The following is a 26,630-nucleotide window of genomic DNA, read 5'->3' as shown; positions in this document are numbered from 1 at the left end:
GTGAGCATTGCTGTCATGAGTGAGATGACCCAGGACCGCCTCCCCGAATCCGGCCGGACAGCCGCCGGGGAATCCGTGGACGGCGGCACGACGAATCGGCAGCCTGTTGCCCCGGACGGAAAGCGACCGCGGCACACCGGAATTCTTCTCGTCATTCTCGGCGCGGTATTCATGGCGCTGCTGGATGCCACCGTGGTGAATGTCGCCACGCCGACCATACGGACCGACCTCGAAACCACCGGTTCCGCGCTCCAGTTGATCGTCTCCGGCTATACGATTTCCTATGCGGCGCTGCTGATCACCGGTGCTCGGCTCGGTGCCCGGCACGGCTTCCGGACCGTCTTCCTGGCCGGTCTCGCCACCTTCACCCTCGCCTCGTTCGGCTGTGGTCTGGCGCCGGGGGCCGGGGTCCTGATCGCTGCCCGGGTGGTGCAGGGCATCGGGGCGGGGCTGATGGTCCCGCAGATCTACAGCCTGATCCAGCTGACCTTCGAAGGACCCGCCAGGGCAAGGGCGTTGAGCCTGTACGCGGCGGTGATCGCGGTCGCCGTGGTCGTCGGCCAGGTCGCCGGCGGACTGCTGGTCAGTGCGGATCTGTGCGGCACCGGCTGGCGCCCGGTCTTTCTGATCAATGTGCCGGTCGGGCTGGCGCTGCTGGCCGCCGCGGTACGGCTGCTGCCCGCCGGGGCACCCCCGTCGGCCAAGGGCCTGGACCTGCCCGGCCTGGTCACCCTGACGGCCACGCTGTTGCTGCTGGTCGTACCGCTGGTCCTGGGCCATGAGCAGCACTGGCCGCTGTGGACGACGCTCTGTCTGGGCGCGGTGGTCCCGATGGCCGTGGTGTTCGTGCTGGTCGAGCGGGGGGTCGCCCGGCGCGGCGGGGCTCCGCTGGTGCCCGGCCGGGTGCTGCGCTCGAAGGATCTGGTGTGCGGTGCGGCCGCGCTGTTCTTCGGCATGGCCGGGTACGCCGGCTTCCTCTTCTCCTTTTCCCAGCATCTTCAGTCGGGGCTCGGCGAGTCCGCGACCCGCGCCGGTCTGGCCTTCGCCCCGCTGGCCGTCGGCGTCGCCACCGGCAGCCTCACCTGGCAGAAGCTGCCCGCCCGTTGGCATCTGCCGGTGATCGCCGCCGCCTGCGCGCTGACCGCGGCCGGCTACCTCGGCATCGGGTGGGCCCTGCGCACCGGCGGCCACGGCGGTCTCGTCCTGCCGGCGCTCCAGCTCCTGTGGGGCCTCGGTCTCGGGTACACCACCAGCCCGCTGCTGACCCTCGCGCTGTCCCGTATCGACCCCGCGGACGCCTCGGACGCCAGCGGGGTGCTCACCACCGTCCCGCAGCTTGCGCAGGTGGTCGGGGTCGCGGCGTACGGCAGCGTCTTCCTGGCCCTCGCGGACCGGCCCGGGACCGCCGGCGCCGCCGGTACGCCGTCGGCTCTCGCCTCGGCGCAGGCGCTGTACGCGACCGCACTGCCGGTGGCGGCCGGCGCCCTGCTGGGTGCGCTGGCGCTGCTCCCGCTGCTGCGCGCCCGGCGCTGAGCGTGGGGCGGCGCCCCGACGGCCCCGGGGCGTACGGCAGAGCCGTCGCGCCTGGCGGGCTCCCGGGCGATACTGAAGTTTGAGCCCAAACGGGGGCGTCGCATCCGGGGCCCCGGCGGCCCCGGCCGAGGGAGGGGAGTGACCGGCATGCGTGCCTTGGTCATCGTTCACGACCATCTGTCCACCGCGGGCCACGTGGGCGAGCGGCTGGCCGAACGGGGCTATGAGCTCGACGAACTGCTCGTCGTGCCGGCCGAGCGGTATACAACTCCGGACGTCGACGTGGCGTTCCCGGCGGCCGAGGACTATGGCCTGATCCTGACTCTCGGTGCTCCTTGGTCGGTGGCGCGGAGGAACGCCTGGATCGAGGCGGAGCTGGCCCTGCTGCGCTCGGCGCACCGGGCCGGGGTCCCGGTGCTCGGCATCTGCTTCGGTGGCCAGGCGCTGGCCACCGCCCTCGGTGGCGGCATCGAGGCCGCCCCGCGCTTCGAACTGGGCTGGAGCCGCCTGACGACCGACGCACCGGAGCTGGTCGGGCCGGGCCCCTGGTTCCAGTTCCACGGGGAACGCTGGCTGTTGCCGCCGGGCGCCCGGGAGCTGGCGCGCAACGACGTCGCCTCGCAGGCCTTCGTCTGCGGCCGCTCCTGGGGCGTGCAGTTCCATCCGGAGCTGACGCCTGAGGTGCTCCAGGCGTGGTTCGACGAGGACGGGGTGGCGATCGCGGCCGAGGTGGGCGTCGACCCGGAGCGGCTGGTGGCCGAATTGCGGGCAGATCTCCCTGCCGTCCGCGCGCGGGCCCACGTGTTGGTGGACGCTTTCCTTGATCACATAGCCGCGAGCGGGTCCAAATGATGGAACCGCGTCACACATGAGCGCGTGATTCTCGCCACCCCTGATAGGGGTGGCGCTCAGATGAGCGGTCGAAGTGGGGTTCCATCTCTCCAATGGTGGCACCGGGTGCCACGCTTCATTTGTTCGACTGATTAAGCCATTCGTTGCACTGAGTAGCACATATCCCTGGTTCTGACTGCGTAGCGGAGTGATGCATTCAGGTAATGAAGCATGGTCCAAACGCGTGATCACTTTCGATCTGGTGGCGGACGACTGGTTACGCAGGTATGTCGACCAAGTGGACGTACCCATACGCCTTCGATCTGGGTATGTTCCTCGCCGTCAGGGCAGCCCGTCGGCGAGGAGTCAGTGCCGTGCCGGAAACACAAGATCCCCACGTAACCAAGCCTTCGTCCGCGAAGTTCGTCTACGACTTCACTGAGGGCAACAAGGAGCTCAAGGACCTGCTAGGCGGCAAGGGCGCGAACCTCGCCGAGATGACCAACCTGGGACTTCCGGTCCCTCCCGGCTTCACGATCACCACGGAAGCCTGCAAGGTCTACCTCGACAGCGGCACCGAGCCCGCGGCACTCCGTGCCGAGGTCTCCGAGCACCTCGACGCCCTTGAGCAGAAGATGGGGAAGAAGCTCGGCCAGGCCGACGACCCGCTGCTCGTATCGGTACGTTCCGGTGCGAAGTTCTCCATGCCCGGCATGATGGACACCGTCCTCAACATCGGGCTCTCCGATGCGTCGGTTTCCGGCCTCGCCGCGCAGGCCGGTGACGAGCGGTTCGCGTGGGACTCCTACCGCCGCCTCATCCAGATGTTCGGCAAGACCGTGCTGGGCGTCGACGGCGAGCTCTTCGAGGAGGCGCTGGAGGAGGCCAAGCAGGCCAAGGGCGTCCGCGTCGACATCGAGCTGGACGCCGCCGACCTCCAGAGCCTGGTCGCGCACTTCAAGGACATCGTCGCCAAGGAGACCGGCCGCGACTTCCCGCAGGAGCCGCGCGAGCAGATGGACCTCGCGGTGCGCGCGGTCTTCGACTCGTGGAACACCGACCGCGCCAAGCTCTACCGCCGCCAGGAGCGCATCCCCGGCGACCTCGGCACCGCGGTCAACGTCTGCTCCATGGTCTTCGGCAACCTCGGCCCCGACTCCGGCACCGGTGTCGCCTTCACCCGCGACCCCGCCAGCGGCCACCAGGGCGTCTACGGCGACTACCTCCAGAACGCCCAGGGCGAGGACGTCGTCGCCGGTATCCGCAACACCGTGCCGCTCGCCGACCTCGAGAACATCGACAAGGCGTCGTACGACCAGCTGATGCAGATCATGGAGACGCTCGAAACGCACTACAAGGACCTGTGCGACATCGAGTTCACCATTGAGCGCGGCAAGCTGTGGATGCTCCAGACCCGGGTCGGCAAGCGCACCGCCGGTGCCGCCTTCCGGATCGCCACCCAGCTTGTCGACCAGGGCCTGATCGACGAGGCCGAGGCCCTCCAGCGGGTCAACGGCGCACAGCTGGCGCAGCTGATGTTCCCCCGCTTCGACCTCGGCGCGAAGTCCGAGATGATCGGGCGCGGTATCGCCGCCTCCCCGGGCGCGGCGGTCGGCAAGGCCGTCTTCGACTCGTACACCGCCGTCAAGTGGTCGCGCTCCGGCGAGAAGGTCATCCTGATCCGCCGGGAGACCAACCCCGACGACCTCAACGGCATGATCGCCGCCGAGGGCATCCTCACCTCCCGCGGTGGCAAGACCTCGCACGCCGCCGTCGTCGCCCGCGGCATGGGCAAGACCTGTGTCTGCGGCGCCGAGGAACTGGAGGTCGACACCAAGTCCCGCAAGATGACGACCCAGGACGGGTTCGTCATCGAGGAGGGCGACGTCGTCTCCATCGACGGCTCCACCGGCAAGGTCTACGCCGGCGAGGTGCCGGTCGTGCCGTCCCCGGTCGTGGAGTACTTCGAGGGCCGGATGCACGCCGGTGCCGAGGACGCCGACGAGCTGGTCAAGGCCGTCCACCGGATCATGGCGTACGCGGACCGGGTGCGCCGGCTGCGCGTACGGGCCAACGCCGACAACGCCGAGGACGCCGCCCGCGCCCGCCGGTTCGGCGCCCAGGGCATCGGCCTGTGCCGCACCGAGCACATGTTCCTCGGTGAGCGCCGCGAGATGGTCGAGCGCCTCATCCTGGCCGACACCGAGACCGACCGGGACGCCGCGCTCAGCCAGCTGCTGCCGCTCCAGAAGGCCGACTTCATCGAGCTGTTCGAGTCGATGGACGGGCTGCCGGTGACCGTCCGGCTGCTGGACCCGCCGCTGCACGAGTTCCTGCCCGACATCACCGAGCTGTCGGTGCGGGTCGCGCTCGCCGAGGCCCGCAAGGACGCCAACGAGAACGATCTGCGGCTCCTCCAGGCCGTGCACAAGCTGCACGAGCAGAACCCGATGCTGGGTCTGCGCGGCGTACGCCTCGGCCTGGTCATCCCCGGTCTGTTCGCGATGCAGGTGCGCGCGATCGCCGAGGCGGCCGCCGAGCGCAAGAACGCCAAGGGCGACCCGCGTGCGGAGATCATGATTCCGCTGGTCGGCACCGTCCAGGAGCTGGAGATCGTCCGAGAGGAGGCCGAGCAGGTCATCGCCGAGGTCGAGAAGGCCCACGGCGTCAGCCTCAAGCTCACCCTCGGCACGATGATCGAGCTGCCCCGCGCCGCCCTCACGGCCGGTCAGATCGCCGAGTCGGCCGACTTCTTCTCCTTCGGTACGAACGACCTGACGCAGACGGTCTGGGGCTTCAGCCGCGACGACGTCGAGGCCAGCTTCTTCACCGCCTACCTGGAGAAGGGCATCTTCGGCGTCAGCCCGTTCGAGACCATCGACAAGGACGGCGTGGGCTCCCTGGTCCGCAACGCCGCCGCGGCCGGCCGCGCCACCCGCCCCGACCTCAAGCTCGGGGTCTGCGGTGAGCACGGCGGTGACCCGGAGTCCGTCCACTTCTTCCACGAGGCCGGACTGGACTACGTCTCCTGCTCCCCGTTCCGCATCCCGGTCGCACGGCTGGAGGCGGGCCGGGCGGCCGCCGAGTCCAAGGGCAGCGACAGCCGCTGACCCCACCGGGGCACCGCGGGCGCCAGGCGCGTCCGCGGCGCCCCGGACAGCCCACCGGAGCCCGGTGCCACGGCACCTCTCCCTCACCGGCCTGGCACCGGCTCCGGCACCCCGACGAGGGCGGCACCTGTGCGGAGGTGCCGCCCTTCGTCACATCCAGACGTTGTGGCCGCCGCCCCGCCACTCGATGAGGTCATGGTCGTCGAGCGACACCACGTCGGTGTCCAGACCGGCCCGGCGCAGAAACTCCAGAAGATCGACGCTGCTGTACGCGAGGCCGAGGATCTCGCCCTCGATCGTGACGCGCCGGCCACCGGTGGGCGACGGCGGATGCACGATGACGGGCGGGTGCTCGGCCATGCCTCCAGCCTGCCCCCGTGTCCCCGAGGGTGCATCCGGTGGAGCGGGACTTTGAAAACAGGCCCCGAGGCCCTCCTGCTCCTGCCCGGTCCGACGAGAGCGGCACCTGTGCGGAGGTGCCGCCCTCGTTTTCTCCGGACTCCCCCCTCGGGAGCTGCCGCCACCCCGGTCGGCGCGGGAAGGCGGCCTTCAACGGGGCTGCCGAGCGGCCGGTGGTGTGCCCATCACCCCCCACGGGATCGAGCAACCCGGTCCGTTCGCACCGCCGTTGAATTGAGTACAGCATTCCTTCCGGCCCCCTGGCGGCGCGACCACTTTCAAGTCTGGCCAAAAGGGCATGGTGACCGCGCGTGTTGGCGTGCATACTCAGGCGTGCCGGGGGCCGACTGAGGAAACCAGGGGTGGGGGTTCGGTGTTACGCGTCCATTTCAGTGGACTCGATCTGGCCCGTGTGCGCATTGCGGCACGCCCGGACGCACTGTGGGAGACCGTCTTAAGCTTTCACCGGCTACGTGACAGACGGGACGATTCGGCGTTCGGCAAATGGCGATCGGAAACACGGGGAAGGTTGAATGGCGAAGCGCGGCTGCTGGCACCGCTGGTGCCCACCCGCGGCTATTTTCCCGATTTCCTGACGCCCGCCGAAGGGCTCCTCGGGATGACCGACGCGCTCGCCGCCCTGCGGGAGACGCCCGCCTCCCGGCTGGGTGCCGAGCTCGCCCGGCTCTCCACTGCCGCCCGCCCGTTCCCGTCCTGGATACGGGCGATGGCCGACGGTGACACCCGTGCCCTCGGCCGGCTCGCCGGGATACTCCAGCGCTATTACGAGGCGGCCGTCGCCCCGTACTGGGCGCGCGTCCAGGGCCGCATAGAGGCCGACCGGGCGGCCCGCGGCCGGGCGCTGCTCGACGGCGGCGCGGACCGGCTGCTCGCCTCGCTCCCGCCGATGATGCGCTGGCGCCCGCCGGTCCTGGAGGCCGACTATCCGGTGGACCGTGATCTCCACCTCAACGGCCGGGGGCTGTTGCTGCTGCCGTCGTACTTCTGCCGCCGCACCCCCGTCACCTTCCACAACCCGGATCTGACGCCCGTCCTGGTCTATCCGGTGGAGCATCCCGCGCCCCGGCTCACGCCCCAGGTCCCGCCGGAGCGCTCCCTGGGCCGGCTGGTCGGGCAGACCCGCTCCGCGATACTTCAGCGGATCGGCGTCGGCTGCACCACCAGCGAACTCGCCCGGCGCGCCGATGTCTCGCTGGCCTCCGCCAGCCAGCACGCGACGGTGCTCCGCGACGCCGGACTGCTGCTCACCCTGCGGCAGGGCAACGCGGTGCTGCACACCCTCACCCCGCTGGGCGCGGCCCTGCTGCGCGGCGCACGCCCGGCGGAGGAGCCGGCGTACGAGCGGCTCCGGTGAGGGGCGCCGGGGACGCCGTGCCGGGCGCCGGGAGCGTGCGGGAGGTAGGGACTCCCGTCGGCGGCGGCCCCGCGGTCAGAAGGGGCGGTCGCCCGCGATGGCGACCCGTTCGGCGACCCGGCGGTGCGTCCCGTAGTCGTTCACCGCGTAGTGCTGGGTGGCGCGGTTGTCCCAGAACGCGAGATCCCCCGGCTGCCAGCGCCGGCGCACCTGGAACTCCGGCACCTGCGCCTGCTGGAACAACAGCCGCAGCAACCGGTCGCTCGCCGCCCGGCCGAGACCCACGATGCGGGTGGTGAAGGAGGCGTTGACGAACAGCATCCGCCGCCCCGTCTCCGGGTGCTGGCGCACCACCGGATGCACAACCGGAGGGAACTCCTCCTGAAATGGCGCCAGTTGAGCGGGGGAGTAGAAGCGCGCGAAGCCCGGAAGATAGTCGTGCACCGCCCGCGCCTCATTGATCCGTGCCCGGATTTCCGGCGGCAAATTGTCGTATGCCGCCGCCATATCGGCCCACATCGTGTCCCCGCCAGCGGGCGGCACCTCACGCAGCTGCAACACCGCGCCCATCGCCGGGCGTTCCCGGAACGTCACATCCGTGTGCCATACATTTTCGAACGTCGGGACCCCGCCGGCCGCCTTGTCGAACCGCACCACGTCCTTCGAATCACCCGGCGCCAGCAGCGGATTGGTCTCCAGCTCGCCCCAATTCCGGGCGAATTCCCGCTGTGCCGCGGAGCTCAGCCGCTGCCCGCGGAAGAACAGCACCTTCCACTCCAGCAGCGCCCGGTTCAGCTCCGTACGCAGCTCCCCGGACAGTGGCCGGGACAGGTCCAGCCCACGGATTTCGGCCCCGATGGTGGCCGCCTGCGGTACGACCTCGAAGCGCTCGTAGGGGCGGTCGTCCCAGCCGTCGGGGGTCCGGCGCAGCAGACGGGGCCCTTCGTACAGCCCGTCGGCGGGGATGCGGTGGGGGCGCAGGACGGGAGTGGCGGAAGGGGCGGGAGTGGTGGCCGGAGCGGGAGCGGCGGAGTCGGTGAGAGCCGTCAACGGAGCCTCCTGGAGGGAAGGAAGAGAGGGGAGGGCAGGGCACGGCAGGGTGCGGTGAGGCGCGGGAGAGTCGCCGGTGGGCGTACGGCGGGCGTACGGCGGCCCGGGACCGCGGATGACCGGCGGCCGCGGCCTCAGCTCACGGAGCCGTCAGGACGTACAGGAACGGCCGGCCGGGGGAGAGCCCACCCGGCCGCGGCGGCGCAGAAAGCTCAGGCCGCGGGGCGCGCACTCGCCGTGGGGGCCGCGGTCGCGCGGCTCCGCCTCACGGACGTCCAGGTGCGTGCTCATGCCACGCACCGTACCCCCTCAGCCAGGTGTCCTCAATGCGTCAGTCATCGATCCCACTGCGCTCCACCCCCGCGACGATGTACCGCTGGAGCACCAGGAACACCACCACCAGCGGGGCGATCGAGACCGCCGCGGCCACGAACAGCTCATGCAGATTGAGGTTCTGCGCGGTGGTGAACGTCGACAGCGCCACCTGCACCGTCCAGGCATCCTGGTCCTGCCCGATCACCAGCGGCCACAGGAACGCGTTCCAGGCGCCGATGAAGACGATCGTGCCGACGGCGGCGAAGACCGGGCGGGCGTTCGGCACCACGATGCGCCAGTACGTCCGCCAGTAGCCGAGCCCGTCGACCCGCGCCGCGTCCTCCAGCTCCCTTGGGAAGCCCAGGAAGTACTGCCGGAAGATGAAGCAGGCGAACGCGCTGAACAGTGTCGGAATGACCAGCCCGCGCAGCGTGGAGATCCACCCGAGCGACGACACCAGCACAAAGCTCGGCACGAACGTCACGGCCGCCGGGACCATCAGCGTCCCCAGGATCGCGTAGAAGACGATATTGGCGTGCCGGTACGGGATCCGGGCCAGGCCGTACCCGGCGAGCGAGGCGAGCAGCACCGTACCGGCGGTCGTCGACACCGCGATCAGCGTGGAGTTGAGCAGCGCCCGCCCCAGCGGAAGGTTCGGGTCCTGGAAGACCTCGGTCAGATTCGACCACTGAAGCACCCGCGGGAAGAACGTCCAGTCGGGCGCGGTGATGTCCTGTTCGGTCGCCAGTCCGTTCCGCACCAGCAGATAGAACGGCACCAGGAACAGCAGCGCCAGGGCCACCAGCAGTACCACCCGCAGCGCCCGCCCGGCCCTCGTCAGCGCATCGTCCATCCCGCTCACTCCTCCACCCCCGCTGACTCCTCCACCCCCGCTGACTCCTCCATCCCCGCTCACTCCTCCCTGCGGCCGAGGCCGAACCAGCGGGCCTGCACCACCGTCGCCACCGCGATGATCAGCGCCAGGATCACCGCACCCGCACTGCCCAGCCCGAGGTTCTGATCCCGGCCCAGCGCCGTGTAGTAGAGATAGACCAACGGCGGCCGGGCGTACGGCGGATAGCCGCGCGCATCGCTCAGGAGGTTGTAGAACTCGTCGAACGCCTGGAACGCATTGATCACCAGCAGCAGCACCACCGCCACCGACGTGGCACGCAACTGCGGAAAGGTGAGGTGCCGGAAGGTCTGCCAGCCGGGCCGCGCCCCGTCCACCGCCGCCGCCTCGTACAGCTGCGGCGAGATCCGCTGGAGCCCGGCCAGGAACAGGATCATGTAGAACCCGGCCTGCAACCACAGCCGTACGGTCACGATGACCAGCCAGTACCAGGGCGGATCGGTCGTCGACAGCCAGGCGGTCTGGTCCGCCCCGAACCACCCCAGCACGGTGTTGGCCAGCCCGAACCGCACCCCGTTGAAGATCGACAGCTTCCAGATCACCGCCGCGACGACATACGAGCAGGCCGTCGGCAGAAAGAACACCGACCGGAAGAACGCCCGGGCGAACCGCAGCCGGTTGACCATCAGCGCCAGCGAAAGCGACAGCACATACGTCGCCGGCACGATGAACGCCGTGAACAGCAGAAACGTCCCCAGACTGCCGAGGAAGGACGCATCGCTCAGCATCGCGCCGTAGTTGCCGAGACCGACGAAATCCGCACCGGACGGACTCACCGTGTTGTGCGCGTCGAAGAAGCTCAGATAGACGCTCCACGCCAACGGCACATAGGTGAACAGCCCCAGCCCGAGGGCGAACGGCCCGACGAAGGCCCAGAACCACAGATTCCGCCGCTGCGGCCCCAGCAGCCGGACACCGAGCGAAGGGCGCCCGGCAGCCGGGGCGACCGCTGTCCGGCGGACCGGCCCGTCCTCGACCCCGACCGCCCCTCCGCTCCCTCCCGCCGCCGTCACTTCTTCTTGACCCGCTGAAGCTCGGCATTGACCTTGCGCACCACGGGCCTCAGCTCACTCTCCGGGTGGGCGCCGTCCTTGATGATCCGGCTCAGCGCGTCCTGATAGGCGGTACGGGCCGCGGTCGTCCACAACAGCGGCTCCGCATAGCCGTACTCGGTGGCAAGGCGGACCGCATCCGCCGCCGGCCCCTCACGCAGCTGCTCGGCCTTCTTCGCCAACGAGATCCGGGCCGGGATGTGGAACCCGTACGACAGCGCGAAATCCTGCTGGAAGTCGGTGCGGTCCACCCACAGCCACTTCGCGAAGGCCTTCGCCTCCGCCGTGCGCTTGCTCCGCGCGCTGACCGCCGAGCCGTAGGCGCCCACCGGAACGGACGGCTTCCCGCCGCTTCCGTCCTTCGGGAACGGCAGCACCCCGAAGTCGTCCCCCAGCGCCTTCTTGATCTGCGGCAGCGCCCACAGCCCCGACCACTGCATCGCGGTCAGCCCCTGGATGAACGCGGCCGGATCGGACCAGTCCGTGGGCGCCCCCAGCAGCAACGATCTGTCCGCGTACAGCTGCCGGATCTTCCCCAGCGTCCGCGCCGCGGCCGGATCGTCGAAGCCGGCCTTCCCGTCCGCGTCGATCAGACTCAGCCCGGCGGCGAACAACGGCGTCCCGCCGAGCACCCCCACCCCGCCGTCATTCCCCAGGAACAGCCCCTTGGTCTTCTTGCCGCTGAGCTTCTTCGCCCCGTCCACCAGCTCATCGAGCGTCCGCGGCGGCCGGACGCCGGCCTCCCTCAGCAGGCTCTTGCGGTAATAGAGCAGCTGCATGTCCACGACCTGCGGGATGCCCCAGACCTTGTCCCGCCAGATCTTCGGCGCCAGCGCGGCCTGGTGGAAGTCGTCCTTGACCGGCTCGACGACATCGGTCAGATCGGCCACCTGCCCGCCCTGGATCTGCTCCAGCATCGGCCCGTTGACCTCGAAGACATCCGGTCCCGAGTCGGTCAGCAGCGCCGCCGCCGTCTGCCGGTCGTAATCCCCCGGCCGCCACTGCACCGAGACATCCGCCTTCCGGTACGCGGCGGCATACCGTTTCACGGCCCGCTCGACCCCCGGCTCCCCGTACTGGTGATACCACTGCCTGATCTCCGCCCCCGAACCTCCCCCGCCCCGCCCCGTGTTGGACCCACACGCCGTCGCCAACCCCGCCGCAAGAGCGACCCCACCCCCGGCCGCCAACAGCCGCCGCCTGTTGATCTCCGTCATGCCACGTCGCCCCCTGCGGTCGTCATGTTCCGCACGCCACTTCGCCCCCTGCGCTCGTCACCTGCCGCACGACGCCACGTAGCCCCGCGCGCTTGTCACGTCCTGGTTATGGTCGATCACGGGTGGTGCGGGCGTCCATGGTGCCGCATGGGGGCGGGGGTGTGTTGCGGCTGTGGACAACGGGGGGTTGGGGTTTTATCGGGTTGCTGGTTGCTGGTTGCTGGTTGCTGGTTGCTGGTTGCTGGGCGCGGGTCTCCGGTCGCGGGTCGTCTGCCGCCTGGCCTCATTCCCGTACCCAGCCGTCTTTCGCCAGGGCGGCGATGCCGCTTTTCACGGCAGGCCACCCTGGGCCGTCAGGCGACCATGTCGACCAGTAGATCGCCACGTCGAACCGCATCTCCCCCTGGCTTCTGCTGACTTGGAACTCGAACGGAGCGTGCAGGACGGACGCGCCTATCGGACCGTAGACCCAGTCATTCCCCGCATGCCTTTCGACGGGGTGGTCGAGGTGATGGCCCGCCACCTCAAGCTGAATCGTGCTGCGCTCGAACCGGCTGCCATCATCGGGCAACCGCGCGGCCGTGGCATTGAACGCGAGCCCTTCCCAGCCCACTGCCGGCCCATCACTGACGCGGGCACCGTCGGCAGAAGAGAGAAAGCCCTCGATAAATCTGAAGGCAGCGGCCGCATCGACCTCTTCCACGAGGGTCAGCACGTCGCATCGGTAGCGCGGGTTCGCGTACATGCCTTCAGGGAGGGCGCGGCGTCGCAGCATTCCGCCTTCCAGCCGGAGTCCGGACGAAGGGAGCGGCAGGTCGAACTCGTCGTCCCACCACGCCGCCGCAATCTCCATGGAGAGCGGAATGCACAGCCCGGCGGAAAAGGTGAACAGCGCGTCAATCGCCCTCTTCGCCAGGTGGATGTGGTCGTCCGCGACATCCTCCACCTCCCTCGCCAGCCGGACGTTCACTCCGGGAAAGTCGTGCATTCTGGCGCTCAACACCTGGTGGGCCCTTCTTCTCCTTCTCCTTGTCCTGCTCCTGTTGTGCACGCTCCCGCCGGGGAATTTCGCCGCTCCGTCAATATGATCCGAGGTTGTCCAGTCTGCCTTCGAACACCTCGTCCCAGTGATCACCGGTTTCCGTGGCGGGGTCGATTTCCTCGGCCCATTCCCTGAGACTCCACCGGGCATCCACGGTTTCAGCGAGGGTGGACAGCCAGCTGGTGCGGTAATCACCGTAGAGCCGTAGCACCGTGGCGAATTGCGGGAGGCTGCTGGCCAAGAGGACTGTCGAATAGCCGCTCTCCGTGTCCTGGAGGACTGCGCCGCTCGATCCGTCCAGTACCACGGCTCCTCCCATCCACGAGCCGATCTGATAGAAGGGGCCCTCCGCCTCTGGATCCGTGACATCCTCCGGCCATTCGAATTCCGGAAGCCCTTGTTCGTTCAGGGGGGAAGAGGAGAAGAAGGGGATCTGGCCGTTCAGGTACGGAAGGCCGGTCGTGCTCAAGAACTCCCGGGCGGTGGGATTGCGCAGCCCGTCGGGTAGTTGAGCAGCACTCACTGTCCGGCAGCTTCCGGTACCGAAGATTCTCTCCAGCCATGACGTCGAAGGGGCACCATCAGCAAGCGCCTCCTCGGGACACCGCCAGGTGGCGGCCTTTGTTACCGGGCCGAGGTAGGGTCCCCCGCCCCACACGCCCGTTCCGGCATCGGCCGAGGCCACTGCGCGCACTGCGTACAGCCCGCCGTGTCCGCCGATGACCCAGCGGCCCGGTCCGGCCGGCCTGATGCTTCTGTTGACGTCGGGGGTTCTGGGCGCCGGCAGCGCCGCGTCCTCATGGAATTCCGCTGGCCTGGGCGTGTCCTGGGTATGCGGAATCCGTACGACGCTTTCCGTGCCTACCTGCGTGCCGTCATCGAGAGCGAAGACACGTTCCACATACTCGTCGTTCAATGGCCCGCCCATGTCGTCGTACCGGACGACCCGCCTCATCACGGCGACCGGCACGTCATCCCTGCGCTCCACGCGGATCTGGTCGACGCGTCCCACTTCCCCGTCCATCGGACCGAATACGCCGTACGGCCGTTGATGAGACCAGAGCGTCTTCCAGGGCATATCGATGCCGGCGTTGGCGAGTCCGTCTGCTACGGTGCGCTGCCCACGGTTCACTGCCGCCCAGTGCAACCAGGAAAGCCACTCGCCGCGCGAGACGGGATCAACTCGCTGCGTTTCCAGATAGTGCATATCCATCGCGACAGTGCCTTGGGGGACACCCGCCGGCCAGGCCGCCGCGATTCCCTGGAGCAGCCCGTAGCGTTCCGTTCGAGCGAGCAGCTCTCCATCGGCCAGCAATTCCTCAAGGCAACCGCCGAGTGCCGCGTGTACGGGGAGAGTCTGAGCGGCATATCGGGCGAGCTCGGGCGAGCCCGCGTGCGAGGAGAGGTAGTGGAAAAGGGCCTGCTGATCCACGGGGGAGAGGGGGATGGCCTCGCGAGCAATTGCCCGCGACACCGGTGTGGCGAAAGAAACGCTTTCGGCACCGTCCTCGGCGGTTTCCACAGCCAGTTGGTGCGGGTATTGGGCGACGAGCGACCGGAGCTCTCCCTTGTCCGTGGGATGTCCCAGAGTTTCGCAGAGCGCTGACCACACAGGAAAGGCAACACCAGGCGTCTCGGCCGCAGCGAGGAGCTGAATGGCGCGGTGCTGGGCCACGGCACCGGCCCCTTGACGACTTCCGGAGCTGCCCGGCTTGTCGCCATCGGTTATCGACATTTCCTGCAAATGGCGGCGGTGAGGGATGCGCGCACGCTCGGCATCACCTTCCACCACGATCCGCAGGCACCGGCGGTCATCGCGCCCGAAGCGCTCCGCGACCAGACGGAGCACCCGCCCGGGCTCCGTCGACGTGATCGTGGATCCGGCCCATTGGGCGTTGGTCAGCAATACAACCGCGTCACGGTTGATGAGCCCTTGCGCACTCCAGAGGCTCGATCGCCGTTCGTGAGCGGCCTCCGGATCCACCCCCAGACCGAGAAGTACATGAATCGCCACTTCCTCGGCACTCAGATGGAGACAATCGACGAATACTGCGTTGGGTACTCGTCGACGGAGGTCTTCGAGTACCTGCCTGGCACCGGAGCCGCCGGCGCCGCGCAATACGAGCACGCCGCCCTTGCGGCGCGGCTCACCGAGCCAGGCTTCAAGCTCCGCCACGACAGTCGGACCCGTCGGTCCGCTTCCGTACAGCCGCCGGGCCACGCGGTCCTCAGTCATTGTGGAGGGGATAGACCCACGCCCCCGCCGTCGAGCCGCGCCAGTCGATATTCCACAAGGTGTCTTCGATATCCCGTCGTAGCGAGTGGGCTTCGGTTTCGTTTTCGATGGAATCGAGGAGGTGCCGACCCGTGAGCCATTGGGCGGCCTTGGCGAGGAAGGCATCCAGGCTTGTGGCCACGAGTGTGCCCTCCAGGCCGTCTTCGTCAGGGCTGCCGGGCATACGCAGTGTGCGGCCGGTGGGGCCGTCGATGACGATCAGGCCGGCCGTCCATCGGCCGATCTTGAAGAAGGGGCCTTCGGCGTCGGGCGTCTCCAGGTCCTCCGGCCATGCGATCTCCGAGAGAAAGTCGGGGAGATCAGGTTCGAGGGCGATTCCTCTTGTGTCCATGACGGGGAGGCCGGTTTCGGAGAGCGTTCGTCGGGCCGCCGCGTCGGTGAGGCCGCTCGGTAGGCCGTTGAGGGGCGTGCGCACGACGACGGGTTCGTCAAGCAGTTCCGTCAGATCCGTCGGGGCGGGGTCGGGGGCGTGCGCAGGGCGGGTGGGGCCGGCCACTGTCGGGCATCCGGAGAGGGGCGGGCCGGTCGGCGGTGCGAGGCCCGGGAACTCGTCGGGGTCGGCAGGCTCCACACCGAACAGGCCGCCCGCGCCGGCCACGATGACGTAGTCCTCAAAGGACAGGGCGAGGTAGAGAAATTCCTCGTCGGGGCCTTCGTCGGCCCCGTCGGCCTCCTCGAAATCGCTGAGGGTGAGGGGGCCGCTGGTGTCATGGGCGTCGGGGTCGGCCCAGGTGAGGGCCTGCTGTGCGGCTTCCGGCAGGTCGTCGCCGTGCCAGGGACCGCCCAGCAGTTCGCCGGTGGCGAGGTCCCGGACGTGGATGGCGGAAGGGGATTCGCACTCGACGGCCACTGCGGGGCGGCCGTCCCAATGGACCGCGTAAAGGTCATTGACCGCCCCGGGGGCGAGATAGCGCGGGTGATAGCCGCCCGGCGGACGCCAGTGGGCCCAGCTCGTGGTCCATGGCATGCACAGGCCCGAGCCCGCAATGCCTGTCGCGAATGCGGAGTCCTCGCGTGCGGTCGCCATCAGATGCAGCCAGGCAGCCCACTCCGGCTGAGTGGTCGGGGTCACCCCGTAGCTCCACAGATGCACGGCGTCGGCTGCGGCGTTGTTTCCCGGAACCGATCCGTCGAAGGCGCAATGTGCTGCATCAAGCAGTGCTTCCTGCGTGATGTTGGCGATGAGGGAGCCATCGTGCAGCAATTCATGGAACAGCCCGGCTTGGACGGCATGCATGGCCAGCCCGTGCGCGGCGTAGCGTCCCATCTCCCCCGAGGCCGCCCACCCCTCGGTATGCAGGAATTGGGGGGAGATTTCCCTGAGCCATTCGACCATGTGTCGGTTGACGCGGAGCACCATCTCCTCGTCGGCGGCCTTGCGAAGAGCCTCCGCCAGCCCTTCATCGACGAATGCGACACCGTTGGCGTCGCGAGTCACCAGGTCGGGGAACTGGGCGAGGATTTCCTCAAGCGTGACCTCCTCCGTATCGCGCAACCCAGCGGACTGCGCGAGCTCCTGCCACACCCGGAGCGGCACCCGGCGCGGCTCGGCCAGTGCGAGTGCCCGGATCTGTGCCGGTACGTCAATGAGCTCAGACTCCGAGAGAGAGCCAGGACCATCGTCGAGATGCAGGACGAACTCGCGGGCCGGCGGATCAGCCTGTGGCGGAGCGGCAACGGCCACGGCGACCTTGCGCTGGTGGCTGAGCCTCCCGGCAAGCTCGTCCCGTACCTGCACAGGCCGCGCCGAACGCCGGGTGCGACCCGCTCGGTGTGCGTTCTTGAGCAGGATGCAGGTGTCGGCGGAGAAATATTTGCGCAAATGGCGCCAGGGCGTGTTGATTTGGGCCGCTCTCGGCACGCCGACAAAGTCAAGTACCTCCGTCACGATCTCCTCGGGCGTCTGCCCCGTGGCGTCGAGCAGCAGACTTCGAGGAATTCGCCGGTGCACTTCTTCCAGGACCTCGTCCGCGGCGTGACCGCTCACGATGTCGCAGCGGCTGCCGGCGGGACGCCCTTCGTTCCACCACTCGACAACGCGTGAGACCGCCTCGTCGGTCGAGAGGTGGTGGTGGCCGGGGGTACCGGGCTGATTCACGTAATTACCTCGGAACGATATGACGCGTGGCATCGGCCTCCCTGGGGTCGATCCTCTGGGGGGCCTGCGCCTACGGCCGCATCCCCTTCTGCGCGATACGGCGGCCCCTATCTTGACCGAATTGCGCGCCACGGTCGGCTGTCCGGGCCTGCCTGCGCGGGACACTGCAGGGATGAACTCGGACCGCGGTGACAGCCGACAGCAAGCGAGCGGAGCACCAGGGGAACTGCGTGGAGCGGCGGTTGTGCTACGGCCGACGACAGAAGCGGACATCCCCACACTCGGCATCATCGTCCGGGAACCGGAGGTCGCGGCATGGTGGTCGGTGCCCGACGACTACCAGGACATGCTCGCCATTCTCGTCGACGACGAGGTCATCGGCGCGATCCAGTTCTCCGAGGAGACCGACCCCGAATTCCGGCACGCCGCCATCGACGTCTTCATCACGGCGAGCCGGCACGGAAAGGGCCTCGGTACGGACGCCGTCCGCACCCTCGCCCGTTGGCTGATCCAGGAAAGCGGCCACCACCGCCTGACCATCGACCCGGCCGCCGCCAACACCGCCGCCATCCGCAGCTATCGCAAGGTCGGTTTCAAACCCGTGGGAATCATGCAGGCTTACGGGCGCGACTACCGGACGGGGGGCTGGGCGGACGGATTGCTGATGGATCTGCTGGCGGATGAACTGACCTGAGGGACAGCCCGGTCGCCTCACCGCGTGTCCGCTCGGTAGAACTTCCGGTACAGCGCGATGGAGTCAGCCGGCGGCCGTAGCGGAACCCGGCAGATTTCGCCGGTGTCCTTGGCGACCACTACACAGATACCGCCAGGACTCCTGGGGCGTCGGCGTTCTCCCGTCGGTGTGGTCCTCGGGTGCGGCGCGAGCTCTGCATACACGAGATATCCGATGTCGAACTCGCGCACTCTGAGCGGAGCCGGGGTGCCATCCGGCCAGACAGGCGTGTACTCCGTGCGGGCAATCTCCAGAGCTTCCTCTGCGCTGGTCGGTACCGGTCGATCGGGCTGGTGGGCATCTGGCGCGTCAGGCGAGGTCATACGGGATTCCCCGCCCGCTCGGCGCGGTAGCGGGCGATGGCGGAACGCGGCGGGTGATTGGGCACAAAGGTCAGTGCGCCGTCAGTTTTGGAGACGATCAGGTGGCTTCCGCCGAAGGAGCGGGGCTCGGTGGGCGGGAACGTGGCATGGACGAGATACCCGATGTCGAATTCCTGGACGTGCAGGGAGGCGGGGGTCCCGTCGCGACAGCGGGGCCGGAAGTGGGCGCGGGCTGCGTCCAGTGCTTCGCCAGCGGTCTTCGGCCCGATGGTCCGGGACTCCTCCTGGGTGTCGCTGGAATCGTTCTGCGTCATGATGCTTTGCCTTCGGCGCCGACGGCGCTGAGTGTCCGAGGCATTTCGTGTCAGGCGGGGGACTGGCGCTGCTGTCGGTAGAGCTCGATGGCTGATTCCGCGGGGAGGTTGGGCACGGTGACGGTTTCGCCGGTCTCCTTGGCCACGATGATCATTGAGCCGCCGGCCGGAGCCGGCTGCGGTTCGCCGGATGCGTCCGTGTCGTCGTCGAAGTCGGCGGACACGAGGTAGCCGATGTCGAATTCTTCGACCTGCACCGGAGCGGGAGAGCCGTCCGCCAGCGTCGGCTCGGCGTAGCGGCTACGGACGATGGCGAGCGCTTCGTCGGGGGTGGTGGGCGGAGTGGGATTGTCCTGCTGGCTGGCCATGTAGCTCCTTTGATGCGCGGGTTTCGCCTGGGTGCTGGCGAAGTGTTATGTGGGAAATTCGTCGACCGCTCGGCGTCGAGCAACCCTACGGATGCTCGGCCAGATGGTCATTGGGATGCCGTCTGCGTAATCTCCCACATTCAGGTCCTACCTGCGTTCGTCTTCTTCATGGACGCACGAATTCTCATCCTAGTAAGTGTCTGCAAATTCAATGCGCATGGCCATGCCTCACGCCGTGTAGGTTTTGTCCACCGTGAGGTTTCCTTCCTCGTCCCACTTCTGACGCTGCAGGTACCTCCCCTTGGGGCTGAAGACCGAGAACTCAGCGAGTTGGCCGTTCGGGTACCACGTACGCCACTCGCCAACAGCCACTCCCAACCGGCAAGTGCCCTCCTCCTTCTTCGACCCATTTGGGTACCACTCGGTCTGTGGGCCGGACTCGTAACCTTCGAGGTAGGAGACGAGGCTGATCACTCGGCCCTCTTCGTCGTGTGTAACGACTTCGCCGGTGAACGGATTGTCTTGGTAGTAGACGATGTTGCCGTCTTCCAAGTAGGTGTCTTCGTCGTCGATGCGCATTCGTTACTCCGAGGCGGGTGGCTCGTATCCTTGCGGCTCTTGCCTTCGATAATCGCGATTTGAGAAGTGGTAACGGCCGGAGAAGCTGGGGATGTCCCTGAGTATACAGTTGCAGTTTGCGCAGGCCGGTGCGGAGTCTCCCGGTGTGAAGTCAGGGTTGTCTCTGCTGGGGTTCTTGAACCAGCGGGGGTCGAACCGCATTTCCTTCAGCACTTCTCGATCGAGCTCGCCTTCTTGCTGCCGTTGACGCGCCCACAGCAATTCGTTCACGGCCTTGACCTCGGCATGCCGCAACGGCTGGTCCTCGTGGGCCTGCCCTTCCAGGATCCAGGGCACCCTCTCTCCCGGAATGGGCCTGCCGTTTTCGTCGGTCGCAGGCCTCTGGGTGGGCACGTCCGGTGAGTCCATCAGCGGATGCATCCACTCGGCCATGTCCATGTAGTTGTCTCGCAGCAACGGATGGAGGTGTTCCGGCGGAATGAGGTTCTTCGCCGTACCGTTGACGCCCTCGGTGATGATTCCGGTCCGAAGGTCGATCGCAAGGGCCGAGCACGGGCCTTCACGTTTCGTCGATCCCAGCTCGGCGTAATGCAGAGCGCGCTGGTGGGAAAGCTCCTGAAGGTATTGCTTGACCGGCTTTTCGTCGATCTCCGTGATCAGTTCGTTCTCGATCTTCACACGTTCATCGGTCAGGTCGATCGTTTCGACAATGGCGCCCCGCGACTTGTCCAGCTGGAACTTGGGGTCACTGATGTCCGGTGCGTCGCCCGGGTCCTCCGCAGCCCCGAAGCTAATGGGATCATCAACCCGTTCGTTGCTCGCCGACAGGGGCTTGTGCCGCTCGGTGGGCTCGTCGGCTTCGTCGCCCTGCTCTTCGTCGTGGTCGGCCGTCTGGTCGGCTTCCTCTTCCGCAGGGTCGGCAGGAGGCTTGTTGTCGTCTTCCTGCTGCGCGGTGTCGTGATCGTCGCCGGACGGCTCGGCCGGCCCGTTGGGTTCGGGCCGGGTGAGGCTCTCAGGGGTCGGTGTCGAGGTCGGCTGGCCGGTGTCGTCGGGGTTCTCGTCGTGCGAGTTCGGCGGTAGCTGGCTGCCGGGTGCCTCGGGCCTGCCGTAGATGAACGGATTGCGGTCGTGGCGAAGGGCGTTGGCGAGGTGCTGCGAAACGCTCGAGCCGTGGCCCTTGGGCGCACCTTCGTGATCGCTGGAAGTGGTGGGCTCCTGCGTATCGATGGGCGCATTCTCCGGCCCCGTAGTGGAGTCCTCGCCGGTAGACGCCTCGTCCGACGGAGTGTCGTCGGCGTCACCGGGCGACTCGTCCGCCGGGGTGTCGGTGTGCGGAGCGGGGGTGTTCTCAGGCTTGGACTCGGCCTGTTCGGTGGGGGTGTTGTCGGGCTTGGATTCGGTCTGCTCGGCCGGTGAGTTCTCGGGCTTCCCCTCCGCTTGGTCGGTGGAGGTGTTGTCCGTGTTGGTTTTGGTCTGTTCGGTGGTGTTGGGGTCCTGCTTGGGCTCGGTCTGCTCGGCTGCAGACTCGTCGTCGGGCTTGGGCACCGCCTTGTCCGCGTGCAGCGGCCGGCGGTTGGCGTCCAGCGGGATGTAGAACGCGTGCGTTGCCTTGGAGATGTGGATGGGGTCGTGGCTGACCTGTCCGGTCTGGGTGTCGATCCAGACGATCTTGCCGTGGTAGTTCACGGCGTTGAAGGCATGGCCGCCGCCCCTGGGCTTGGGCCAGTTGACCTGGACGATCGCCGCCGATCCGTGGCCGGCCTTCAGGAGGTCATTGGCGATGCGGGCGGCGGTGTTCGGGTCCTTGCCCTCTCCGGCGTAGGTGTGCTTGGCGCCGCTCCAGCGAATCTGGTTCTCATTGGACGCCCGCTCCGGGGACCAGGTGTCGGGCTTGCCGTCCTTGTCGGTGTCGGGAGTACGGGGTGCGGAGACCTGCGGGTTGCCGAACCAGGTCTCCAAGAAGGAGCGGGAGCAGTCGGCGCAGTTGTTGCTGCGGCCGGGAACGGTGTTGCCGCCGTCGTTCTGGAGCTGGGCCCACGAGTCGAAGGGGTTGGCGAAGCGCTGCGGGGTGCCGTCCTCGTTGCGCGGCATGGCGTTCTGCAGCGCCTGCTGGTCGTGGGGGTTCGGAGCGAGCAGGCCGTGGGGGTGGTGGTTGAGATCGTTGCGGATCGCGCCGTGGGCGTTGGGGTCCCCCGCCTGGTTCTGCGGAGGTGTGGCGTTCTCCTGGCTGTTGGGCGGCTGCTCGTGCGTCGGCTGTTGCTGGTGCTGCGGTGAGTGCGGACTCTGCTGGTGATGGGGCTGAGTCTGCTGTTGGGGTGCTTGCTGCTGGTGGGGGGTCTGCTGCTGCGGCTGCTGCGTGTGGGGTGCTTGCTGCTGGTGAGGTGCCTGCTGCTGCGGAGCCTGCTGTTGGGCGTGCGGTGCCTGCTGTTGTGGCTGAGGCGTCGACTGCTGCGGCACCTGTTGCTGGATGTGCGGTGCCTGCTGTTGCGGTGCCTGTTGCTGGGCGTGCGGTGCCTGCTGTTGCGGTGCCTGTTGCTGGGCGTGCGGTGCCTGCTGCTGCGGAATCGGCTGCTGGTGGTACGGGCTGGGCTGCTGTTGTGGTGCCTGCTGCTGTGGTTGCTGGTGGTACGGGCTCGGCTGCTGCTGTGGAGGCTGCTGCGGCTGCTGGTGCTGGGCGTACGGGTTCGGCTGGGGTTGCTGCTGGGCGTGCGGTGCGTGCTGCTGGTAGGGGTTCGGTTGCTGAGGCTGCTGCTGCGGCGTCGGCTGCTGGTGGTACGGGCTCGGCTGGTGTTGCGGTGCCTGCTGCTGGTGGTGCTGCTGGTACGGGTTGGGCTGTTGCTGCTGGTTGTACGGGCTTTGGTGCTGCGGCTGGGGCTGCTGGGCGTGCGGCGCCTGCTGCTGTGGCTGAGGGGTTGACTGCTGCGGCACCTGGTGCTGGGCGTGCGGTGGGTGCTGCTGGTAGGGGTTCGGTTGCTGAGGCTGCTGCTGCGGCGTCGGCTGCTGGTGGTACGGGCTCGGCTGCTGTTGCGGAACCTGCTGCTGATGCGGCTGTGCATAGGGGGCAGGTTGCTGTTGCTGGTACGGGTTGGGCTGCTGGTGTGGAACCTGCTGCTGGTGCTGCTGGAACGGACCCGGTTGCTGCTGGGGGTGCGGATAGGGCTGCTGCTGCGGGACCGGCTGCTGGGGGTGCGGTGCCTGCTGTTGGGCGTGTGGGCCGGGCTGTTGGTACGGCTGGTTGTAGGGGCTCGGCTGGTGTTGCGGTGCCTGCTGCTGGTGCTGCTGGTACGGGTTGGGCTGTTGCTGCTGTTGCTGGGTGTATGGGTGGGCCTGCTGGGCCTGCTGCTGCGCCTGAGCGTGGGCCTGCTGTTGTGCCTGGGCGTTCGCCTGGGCTTGCTGCTGCTGGGCCGTGGCGGGGACAAACGGCTGTCGGTTGGCGTCAAGGACGAGATGCCAGACCTCTGCGGCCTTGGTGTTGATGGGTTTTTTGCTGACCGCGCCGCTCTGGCTGTCGACCCAGACAACCTTGCCGTTGTGGTTGACGGCGTTGAAGACGTGTGCGCCGCCGGGCTGGCCGTTGCGCTTTTTCGGCCAGGTGACCAGGACTGCTGCCGATGCGCCGTGGCCGGCCTGGCGAAGCTCGTCGGCTATGCGGGCATAGCCGTCTTTGGAGTTCTTGCCGGAGGAACGGAACCCGGTGCCCGCATACTGCTCGATGTGGGCGGCACCGTCCCGCTCACCGGTCCTGTCGTCGATACCGCCCCTGCCGTCCGGGTCCATGGTGCGGGGCGCGGAGACCTGGGGGTTGCCGTACCAGGAATCCATGAAGGAGCGGGTGCAGTCGGCGCAGTTGTTGGACCGGCCGAGGACGCTGATGCCGCCGTCGTTCTGCAACTGGGCCCAGGGCTGGAACGGGTCGTTGAACGGCCGCGGAGTGCCGTCCGGGTTCCGCGGAAAGCTCGCCTCCAATGCCCGCTGGTCGCCTGGGAACGGCGAATACAGCCCGTGCGGAAAGTGGTTGAGCCCGCTCCGTACGTTGGAGTTACTCCGGACGTGCGGGGGCTGCGGGACCGGAGCCTGGTGGTCGGGATGCTGATTCGGCAGGTGCTGCGCCTGGTGGGGGTTTTGGTACTGGTGGTGCGGAGCCTGCTGCTGGTGGGGAGCCGGCTGCTGTGGGTCGGGCTGGTGCTGCGGCTGGTGCGGGGGCTGTTGGTGCTGGGGTGCGTGCTGCTGCGGGTGCTGCTGCTGAGGGGGCGTATGGCTCTGGAGCGTGGGCTGGTGCTGCTGCGGCTGTTGCTGAGCGTACGGCTGCTGGTGGGGCTGCTGGCTCTGTACGTGCGGCTGCTGCTGGGCGTATGGCTGTTGCTGCTGCGCGTAGGGCTGTTGCTGCAGGTGGGGGAAGTTGGGGTTCGGTGCGCCGGGGTTTTGGGCGTCCGGGCGTGACGGAGCCTGGTCGGGGCCGTCGGCCTGAGGGCGGTCCGCACCGGGCGAGTCAGGACGCGTGGTATCACCGCTCGGGTCGGCAGGGGTCGGCGGGCGGCTGTCGTCCTGGCTGGGCGAGTCCGGGCGATGAGGATCGGAGTTCTCGGGCCGGGAGCCATCGTCGCGGGCGGGGCCGTCGAGACGGGGGTTGTGCGGGGGGCGGTCGGGGGTGGGCTGCTCGGTGTGATCGCGGACGATCTGCGAGCCGTCGGGGCGGCGGTTGTTGCCGGGGGGAGTGGTGGGGGTGTCGCGGCGGGGCCCGTCAAGGCGCGGGTTGTGGGGCGGAGGCTCGGGACGGCGACGCTGGGTGGGGTCGTGGATGGCCTGGGAGCCGTCGGGGCGGCGGTTGGGGTCCGCGGGAGCGTTCCTGTTCCCGGTCTCGTTCCGGTGGCTTCCGCTGTTGCTGCCGTTGTTGCGGGGCGGGGGCGTGGCGGGGCCGCCCTGGGGTGGGATGGCGCCCGTCATCATCGGGCCATTGGCCTGAGGGCCGTTGGCCGGAGGGGTGTTGGGCTGGGCCTGATGCGGGGTGTGGGTGGCGGGCGCGCCCGTGTCGGCGGTGTGCTGGGTGGGCGGGGGCATGGTGGCGGTGCCCGCGGACTGGGTGGTGACGGTGGTGTCGTCCGAGTCGTCCACCGTGGGCATGGGGTCGCCGGGAGCCGGGTCACGCTGCTGGATGGGCTGGCCGGACGACGGGGCGTGCTGTACGGGGGCGCCCTGCGAAGGGATGCCGGCGTGCGGCATCGAGGCGCGGCCGCCGCCCGCGGAGCTGTCCCCGTTGGAGGTGCCGTTGCTGCCCGCGTCGTGAGAGTTGTCGCCGACGGAGGGCGGGTTGCCGGGTACGGCGTCCGGGCTCGGCGAGGCAGTCGGTGTCTGCTGGGGCGCGTCCGGGTGTGCAGGCCCGTCCTGTTGGGGGGACTGGCCCGGCGCGGGCTGGGTGCTGATGGGGTCCGCGGCGGGGGCGGGGCGCGCCGCGTCCGGGGTGTTGTCGTGGGTCGGCTGCGTACCGACCGAGTCCGCGTCCGGGCGGGCGGCGTCGGGGGTGTGATCCGGGGCGGGCTGGGTGCTGATCGAGTCGGGGGCCGGGCGCGCCGAGTCAGGGGTGTCGTCGGGGGTGGGCTGCGTGCTGGGGGAGTCCGCGTCGGGGCGGGAGGTGTCCGGGGAGGGCCCTGATTCGGGCGTGTGCCCGGAGTCGGGGGTGGGGCCGCTGTCCGGAGCGCGTTCGGAGTCGGGGGTGGGGGACATCCCGTACGGGTTGTCGTTGCCGCCGGAGTAGCCCTCGTCGAAGGGGGAGCGCTGGTCCGGCGGCGGGAGGGGCTGGGACTCCGGGGTGCTGCGCGAGGGGGCCGAGCCCTGGGAGGAACTGTCGGCGGAGGCACTCGGGTTGGTGCCCGCACCCGAATCCGTACCCGTACCCGAGTCCGTGGGGGAGCTGTTGCCGGAGTCCGTGCCGCCGGCGCCCGCGTTGTCCGAAGCGCGGGGGGTGTGGCTGGTGGCACCGCCGGTGTCCGAACCGCCGCGGTTGCCGCTGCCCGCGCCGTCGCCGCCGGAGTCACCGGAGGCGCGGCCGGAGCCGCCCCCGTCGGAGCCGGTACCCGAACCGGCACCCGAGTTGCTTCCGGAGCCGCCCCCGTCGGAGCCGCTGCCGGACCCGCCGCCCTCGGCCCCACTACGGGAGCCGCTACCGGACCCCGACCCGCTGCCGGACCCGCTGGAACCGCCGTCGCTGCCGCCGTCCGTGGAGTCGCTGCCGTCGCTGCCGTGGCCCGCGGCGCTGTCCAGGCCGCCGCGGGCGCGGCGGCCGGCGCGGCTGCCGGCGCCGTCGCGGAGGCTCTCGCCGAGGGTTTCGCCGGTGTTCTCGAGGGCGTCGGTGGCGGCCTTCTGCCCCTCCTTGGCGGTGCGGCCGAGGTCGTAGCCCTTCTGGGCGCCGAAGTTCTGGTTGACGGTCTGGGCGATGAGGTCGGAAGCCATGGCCTGCAGTGCGGAGATCACCGGCTCCTTGGCGGCCTCCATGATGGCTTCAAGGAGCTGCTGGGCGACCTTCTTGAGGATCCGGCGGACCGCCTCACGTGTCGCCAGAGTGGCGGCCGCGCCCCCGATTTCGGACAGACCGAGAGTGAACGGGGCCGCGGCCTGCGCTGCGATGATCTCCGTGGCCAGAATCACCAGTTGGACGATCACGGCGACCTTCATGCCGAGGACCAGCATGGCGGCGGCCTCGAAGGTGAAGGCGATGGTCTCGGCCGCCTCACGGGCATCGCTCAGATACCCCGAATTGCCGCCGAGCTTCTCCCATGCCTTGCTGAACCCCTCGATGGCATCACCAGAGTTCTCTCCGAGCACATTGTTCGCATAGGTGGCGCCGCGGGCCTGGTGCTCCGCGACCTCCGCCGCGAAATCACGCCAGACCTGCGCGCACTCCATCATTTTGTCTTCGTCTGCATGCGGCCAGTTGAAGCCGAGCATGTCCAGGACCCATTCAACGGCATCCGGTGGATTCAAAGACAAGGTGGAACTCCCCCGTAAAAAATGTGCATTCAGGCGCGTACCGGACGTGACCCGGACAGGTCACTACGGCAGAAAGTGTGTGGAGCGGCCGGCGGCGG

Annotated in this window: 18 protein-coding genes; 5 read left to right on the top strand and 13 right to left on the bottom strand. The window is 68.7% G+C overall.

Annotated elements, in window-relative coordinates; translation table 11 throughout:
• Nucleotides 1–15 precede the first annotated feature (15 nt).
• From ACZ4XD_RS01490 to ppdK, 3 genes are all read left to right on the top strand, one after another.
• Nucleotides 16–1,533, top strand: coding sequence for an MFS transporter (locus ACZ4XD_RS01490; protein ID WP_468037065.1), 1,518 nt, complete (start codon nucleotides 16–18; stop codon nucleotides 1,531–1,533).
• 147 nt (nucleotides 1,534–1,680) lie between these two features.
• Nucleotides 1,681–2,385 (top strand): type 1 glutamine amidotransferase, encoded by a 705-nt coding sequence (locus tag ACZ4XD_RS01485; RefSeq protein ID WP_468037063.1) that lies wholly within the window; start codon nucleotides 1,681–1,683, stop codon nucleotides 2,383–2,385.
• Between the two features lie 308 nt (nucleotides 2,386–2,693).
• Nucleotides 2,694–5,474, top strand: a complete 2,781-nt coding sequence (gene ppdK, locus ACZ4XD_RS01480; protein WP_468037178.1) for a pyruvate, phosphate dikinase — start codon at nucleotides 2,694–2,696, stop codon at nucleotides 5,472–5,474.
• 150 nt (nucleotides 5,475–5,624) lie between these two features.
• On the opposite strand, the gene ACZ4XD_RS01475 is transcribed toward ppdK, so the two are convergent.
• Nucleotides 5,625–5,834: a hypothetical protein gene (locus ACZ4XD_RS01475; protein WP_018088149.1), complete on the bottom strand. Its 210-nt coding sequence runs from the start codon at nucleotides 5,832–5,834 to the stop codon at nucleotides 5,625–5,627.
• 568 nt (nucleotides 5,835–6,402) lie between these two features.
• Between ACZ4XD_RS01475 and ACZ4XD_RS01470 the strand changes: the two genes are divergently transcribed.
• Entirely contained in the window at nucleotides 6,403–7,248 is an 846-nt protein-coding gene (locus ACZ4XD_RS01470; RefSeq protein ID WP_468037061.1) for an ArsR/SmtB family transcription factor, read from the top strand.
• 75 nt (nucleotides 7,249–7,323) lie between these two features.
• On the opposite strand, the gene ACZ4XD_RS01465 is transcribed toward ACZ4XD_RS01470, so the two are convergent.
• From ACZ4XD_RS01465 to ACZ4XD_RS01430, 8 genes are all read right to left on the bottom strand, one after another.
• On the bottom strand, nucleotides 7,324–8,298 hold the full coding sequence (locus ACZ4XD_RS01465) for a TauD/TfdA dioxygenase family protein (protein ID WP_468037059.1): 975 nt from the start codon (nucleotides 8,296–8,298) through the stop codon (nucleotides 7,324–7,326).
• A 150-nt stretch (nucleotides 8,299–8,448) separates the two neighbouring features.
• The gene (locus tag ACZ4XD_RS01460; protein ID WP_468037057.1) at nucleotides 8,449–8,589 is read right to left on the bottom strand and encodes a hypothetical protein; all 141 of its coding nucleotides are present in this window, start codon (nucleotides 8,587–8,589) and stop codon (nucleotides 8,449–8,451) included.
• Nucleotides 8,590–8,629: 40 nt separating this feature from the next.
• On the bottom strand, nucleotides 8,630–9,466 hold the full coding sequence (locus ACZ4XD_RS01455; RefSeq protein WP_468037055.1) for a carbohydrate ABC transporter permease: 837 nt from the start codon (nucleotides 9,464–9,466) through the stop codon (nucleotides 8,630–8,632).
• A gap of 59 nt (nucleotides 9,467–9,525) precedes the next feature.
• Nucleotides 9,526–10,434, bottom strand: a complete 909-nt coding sequence (locus ACZ4XD_RS01450) for a carbohydrate ABC transporter permease (RefSeq protein WP_468037176.1) — start codon at nucleotides 10,432–10,434, stop codon at nucleotides 9,526–9,528.
• 101 nt (nucleotides 10,435–10,535) lie between these two features.
• Entirely contained in the window at nucleotides 10,536–11,795 is a 1,260-nt protein-coding gene (locus ACZ4XD_RS01445) for an ABC transporter substrate-binding protein (RefSeq protein WP_468037053.1), read from the bottom strand.
• 283 nt (nucleotides 11,796–12,078) lie between these two features.
• Complete coding sequence (locus ACZ4XD_RS01440; protein WP_468037051.1) at nucleotides 12,079–12,783, bottom strand: hypothetical protein; 705 nt, start codon at nucleotides 12,781–12,783, stop codon at nucleotides 12,079–12,081.
• Nucleotides 12,784–12,874: 91 nt separating this feature from the next.
• The gene (locus ACZ4XD_RS01435) at nucleotides 12,875–15,073 is read right to left on the bottom strand and encodes an SUKH-4 family immunity protein (RefSeq protein WP_468037049.1); all 2,199 of its coding nucleotides are present in this window, start codon (nucleotides 15,071–15,073) and stop codon (nucleotides 12,875–12,877) included.
• Nucleotides 15,066–17,231 (bottom strand): SUKH-4 family immunity protein, encoded by a 2,166-nt coding sequence (locus ACZ4XD_RS01430; RefSeq protein ID WP_468037047.1) that lies wholly within the window; start codon nucleotides 17,229–17,231, stop codon nucleotides 15,066–15,068. The genes ACZ4XD_RS01435 and ACZ4XD_RS01430 overlap by 8 nt, the downstream gene beginning before the upstream one ends.
• Nucleotides 17,232–17,403: 172 nt before the next feature.
• Between ACZ4XD_RS01430 and aac(6') the strand changes: the two genes are divergently transcribed.
• Nucleotides 17,404–17,925 (top strand): aminoglycoside 6'-N-acetyltransferase, encoded by a 522-nt coding sequence (gene aac(6') / locus ACZ4XD_RS01425; RefSeq protein WP_468037045.1) that lies wholly within the window; start codon nucleotides 17,404–17,406, stop codon nucleotides 17,923–17,925.
• Between the two features lie 358 nt (nucleotides 17,926–18,283).
• Here the strand turns inward: aac(6') and ACZ4XD_RS01420 are convergent, their stop codons facing one another.
• The 4 genes from ACZ4XD_RS01420 to ACZ4XD_RS01405 form a co-directional block, all read right to left on the bottom strand.
• On the bottom strand, nucleotides 18,284–18,601 hold the full coding sequence (locus tag ACZ4XD_RS01420; RefSeq protein WP_468037043.1) for a hypothetical protein: 318 nt from the start codon (nucleotides 18,599–18,601) through the stop codon (nucleotides 18,284–18,286).
• A gap of 50 nt (nucleotides 18,602–18,651) precedes the next feature.
• Nucleotides 18,652–18,969, bottom strand: a complete 318-nt coding sequence (locus ACZ4XD_RS01415; RefSeq protein WP_468037041.1) for a hypothetical protein — start codon at nucleotides 18,967–18,969, stop codon at nucleotides 18,652–18,654.
• A 228-nt stretch (nucleotides 18,970–19,197) separates the two neighbouring features.
• Nucleotides 19,198–19,548: a toxin-antitoxin system YwqK family antitoxin gene (locus ACZ4XD_RS01410; RefSeq protein ID WP_387240242.1), complete on the bottom strand. Its 351-nt coding sequence runs from the start codon at nucleotides 19,546–19,548 to the stop codon at nucleotides 19,198–19,200.
• A 3-nt stretch (nucleotides 19,549–19,551) separates the two neighbouring features.
• Complete coding sequence (locus tag ACZ4XD_RS01405) at nucleotides 19,552–26,532, bottom strand: toxin glutamine deamidase domain-containing protein (protein ID WP_468037038.1); 6,981 nt, start codon at nucleotides 26,530–26,532, stop codon at nucleotides 19,552–19,554.
• Between the last annotated feature and the right edge of the window lie 98 nt (nucleotides 26,533–26,630).

The sequence above is a fragment of the Streptomyces sp. NPDC029466 genome, assembly GCF_055574515.1.
The sequence above is the reverse complement of the archived record's forward strand: the minus strand, read 5'-3'. Positions and strand labels throughout refer to the sequence as shown.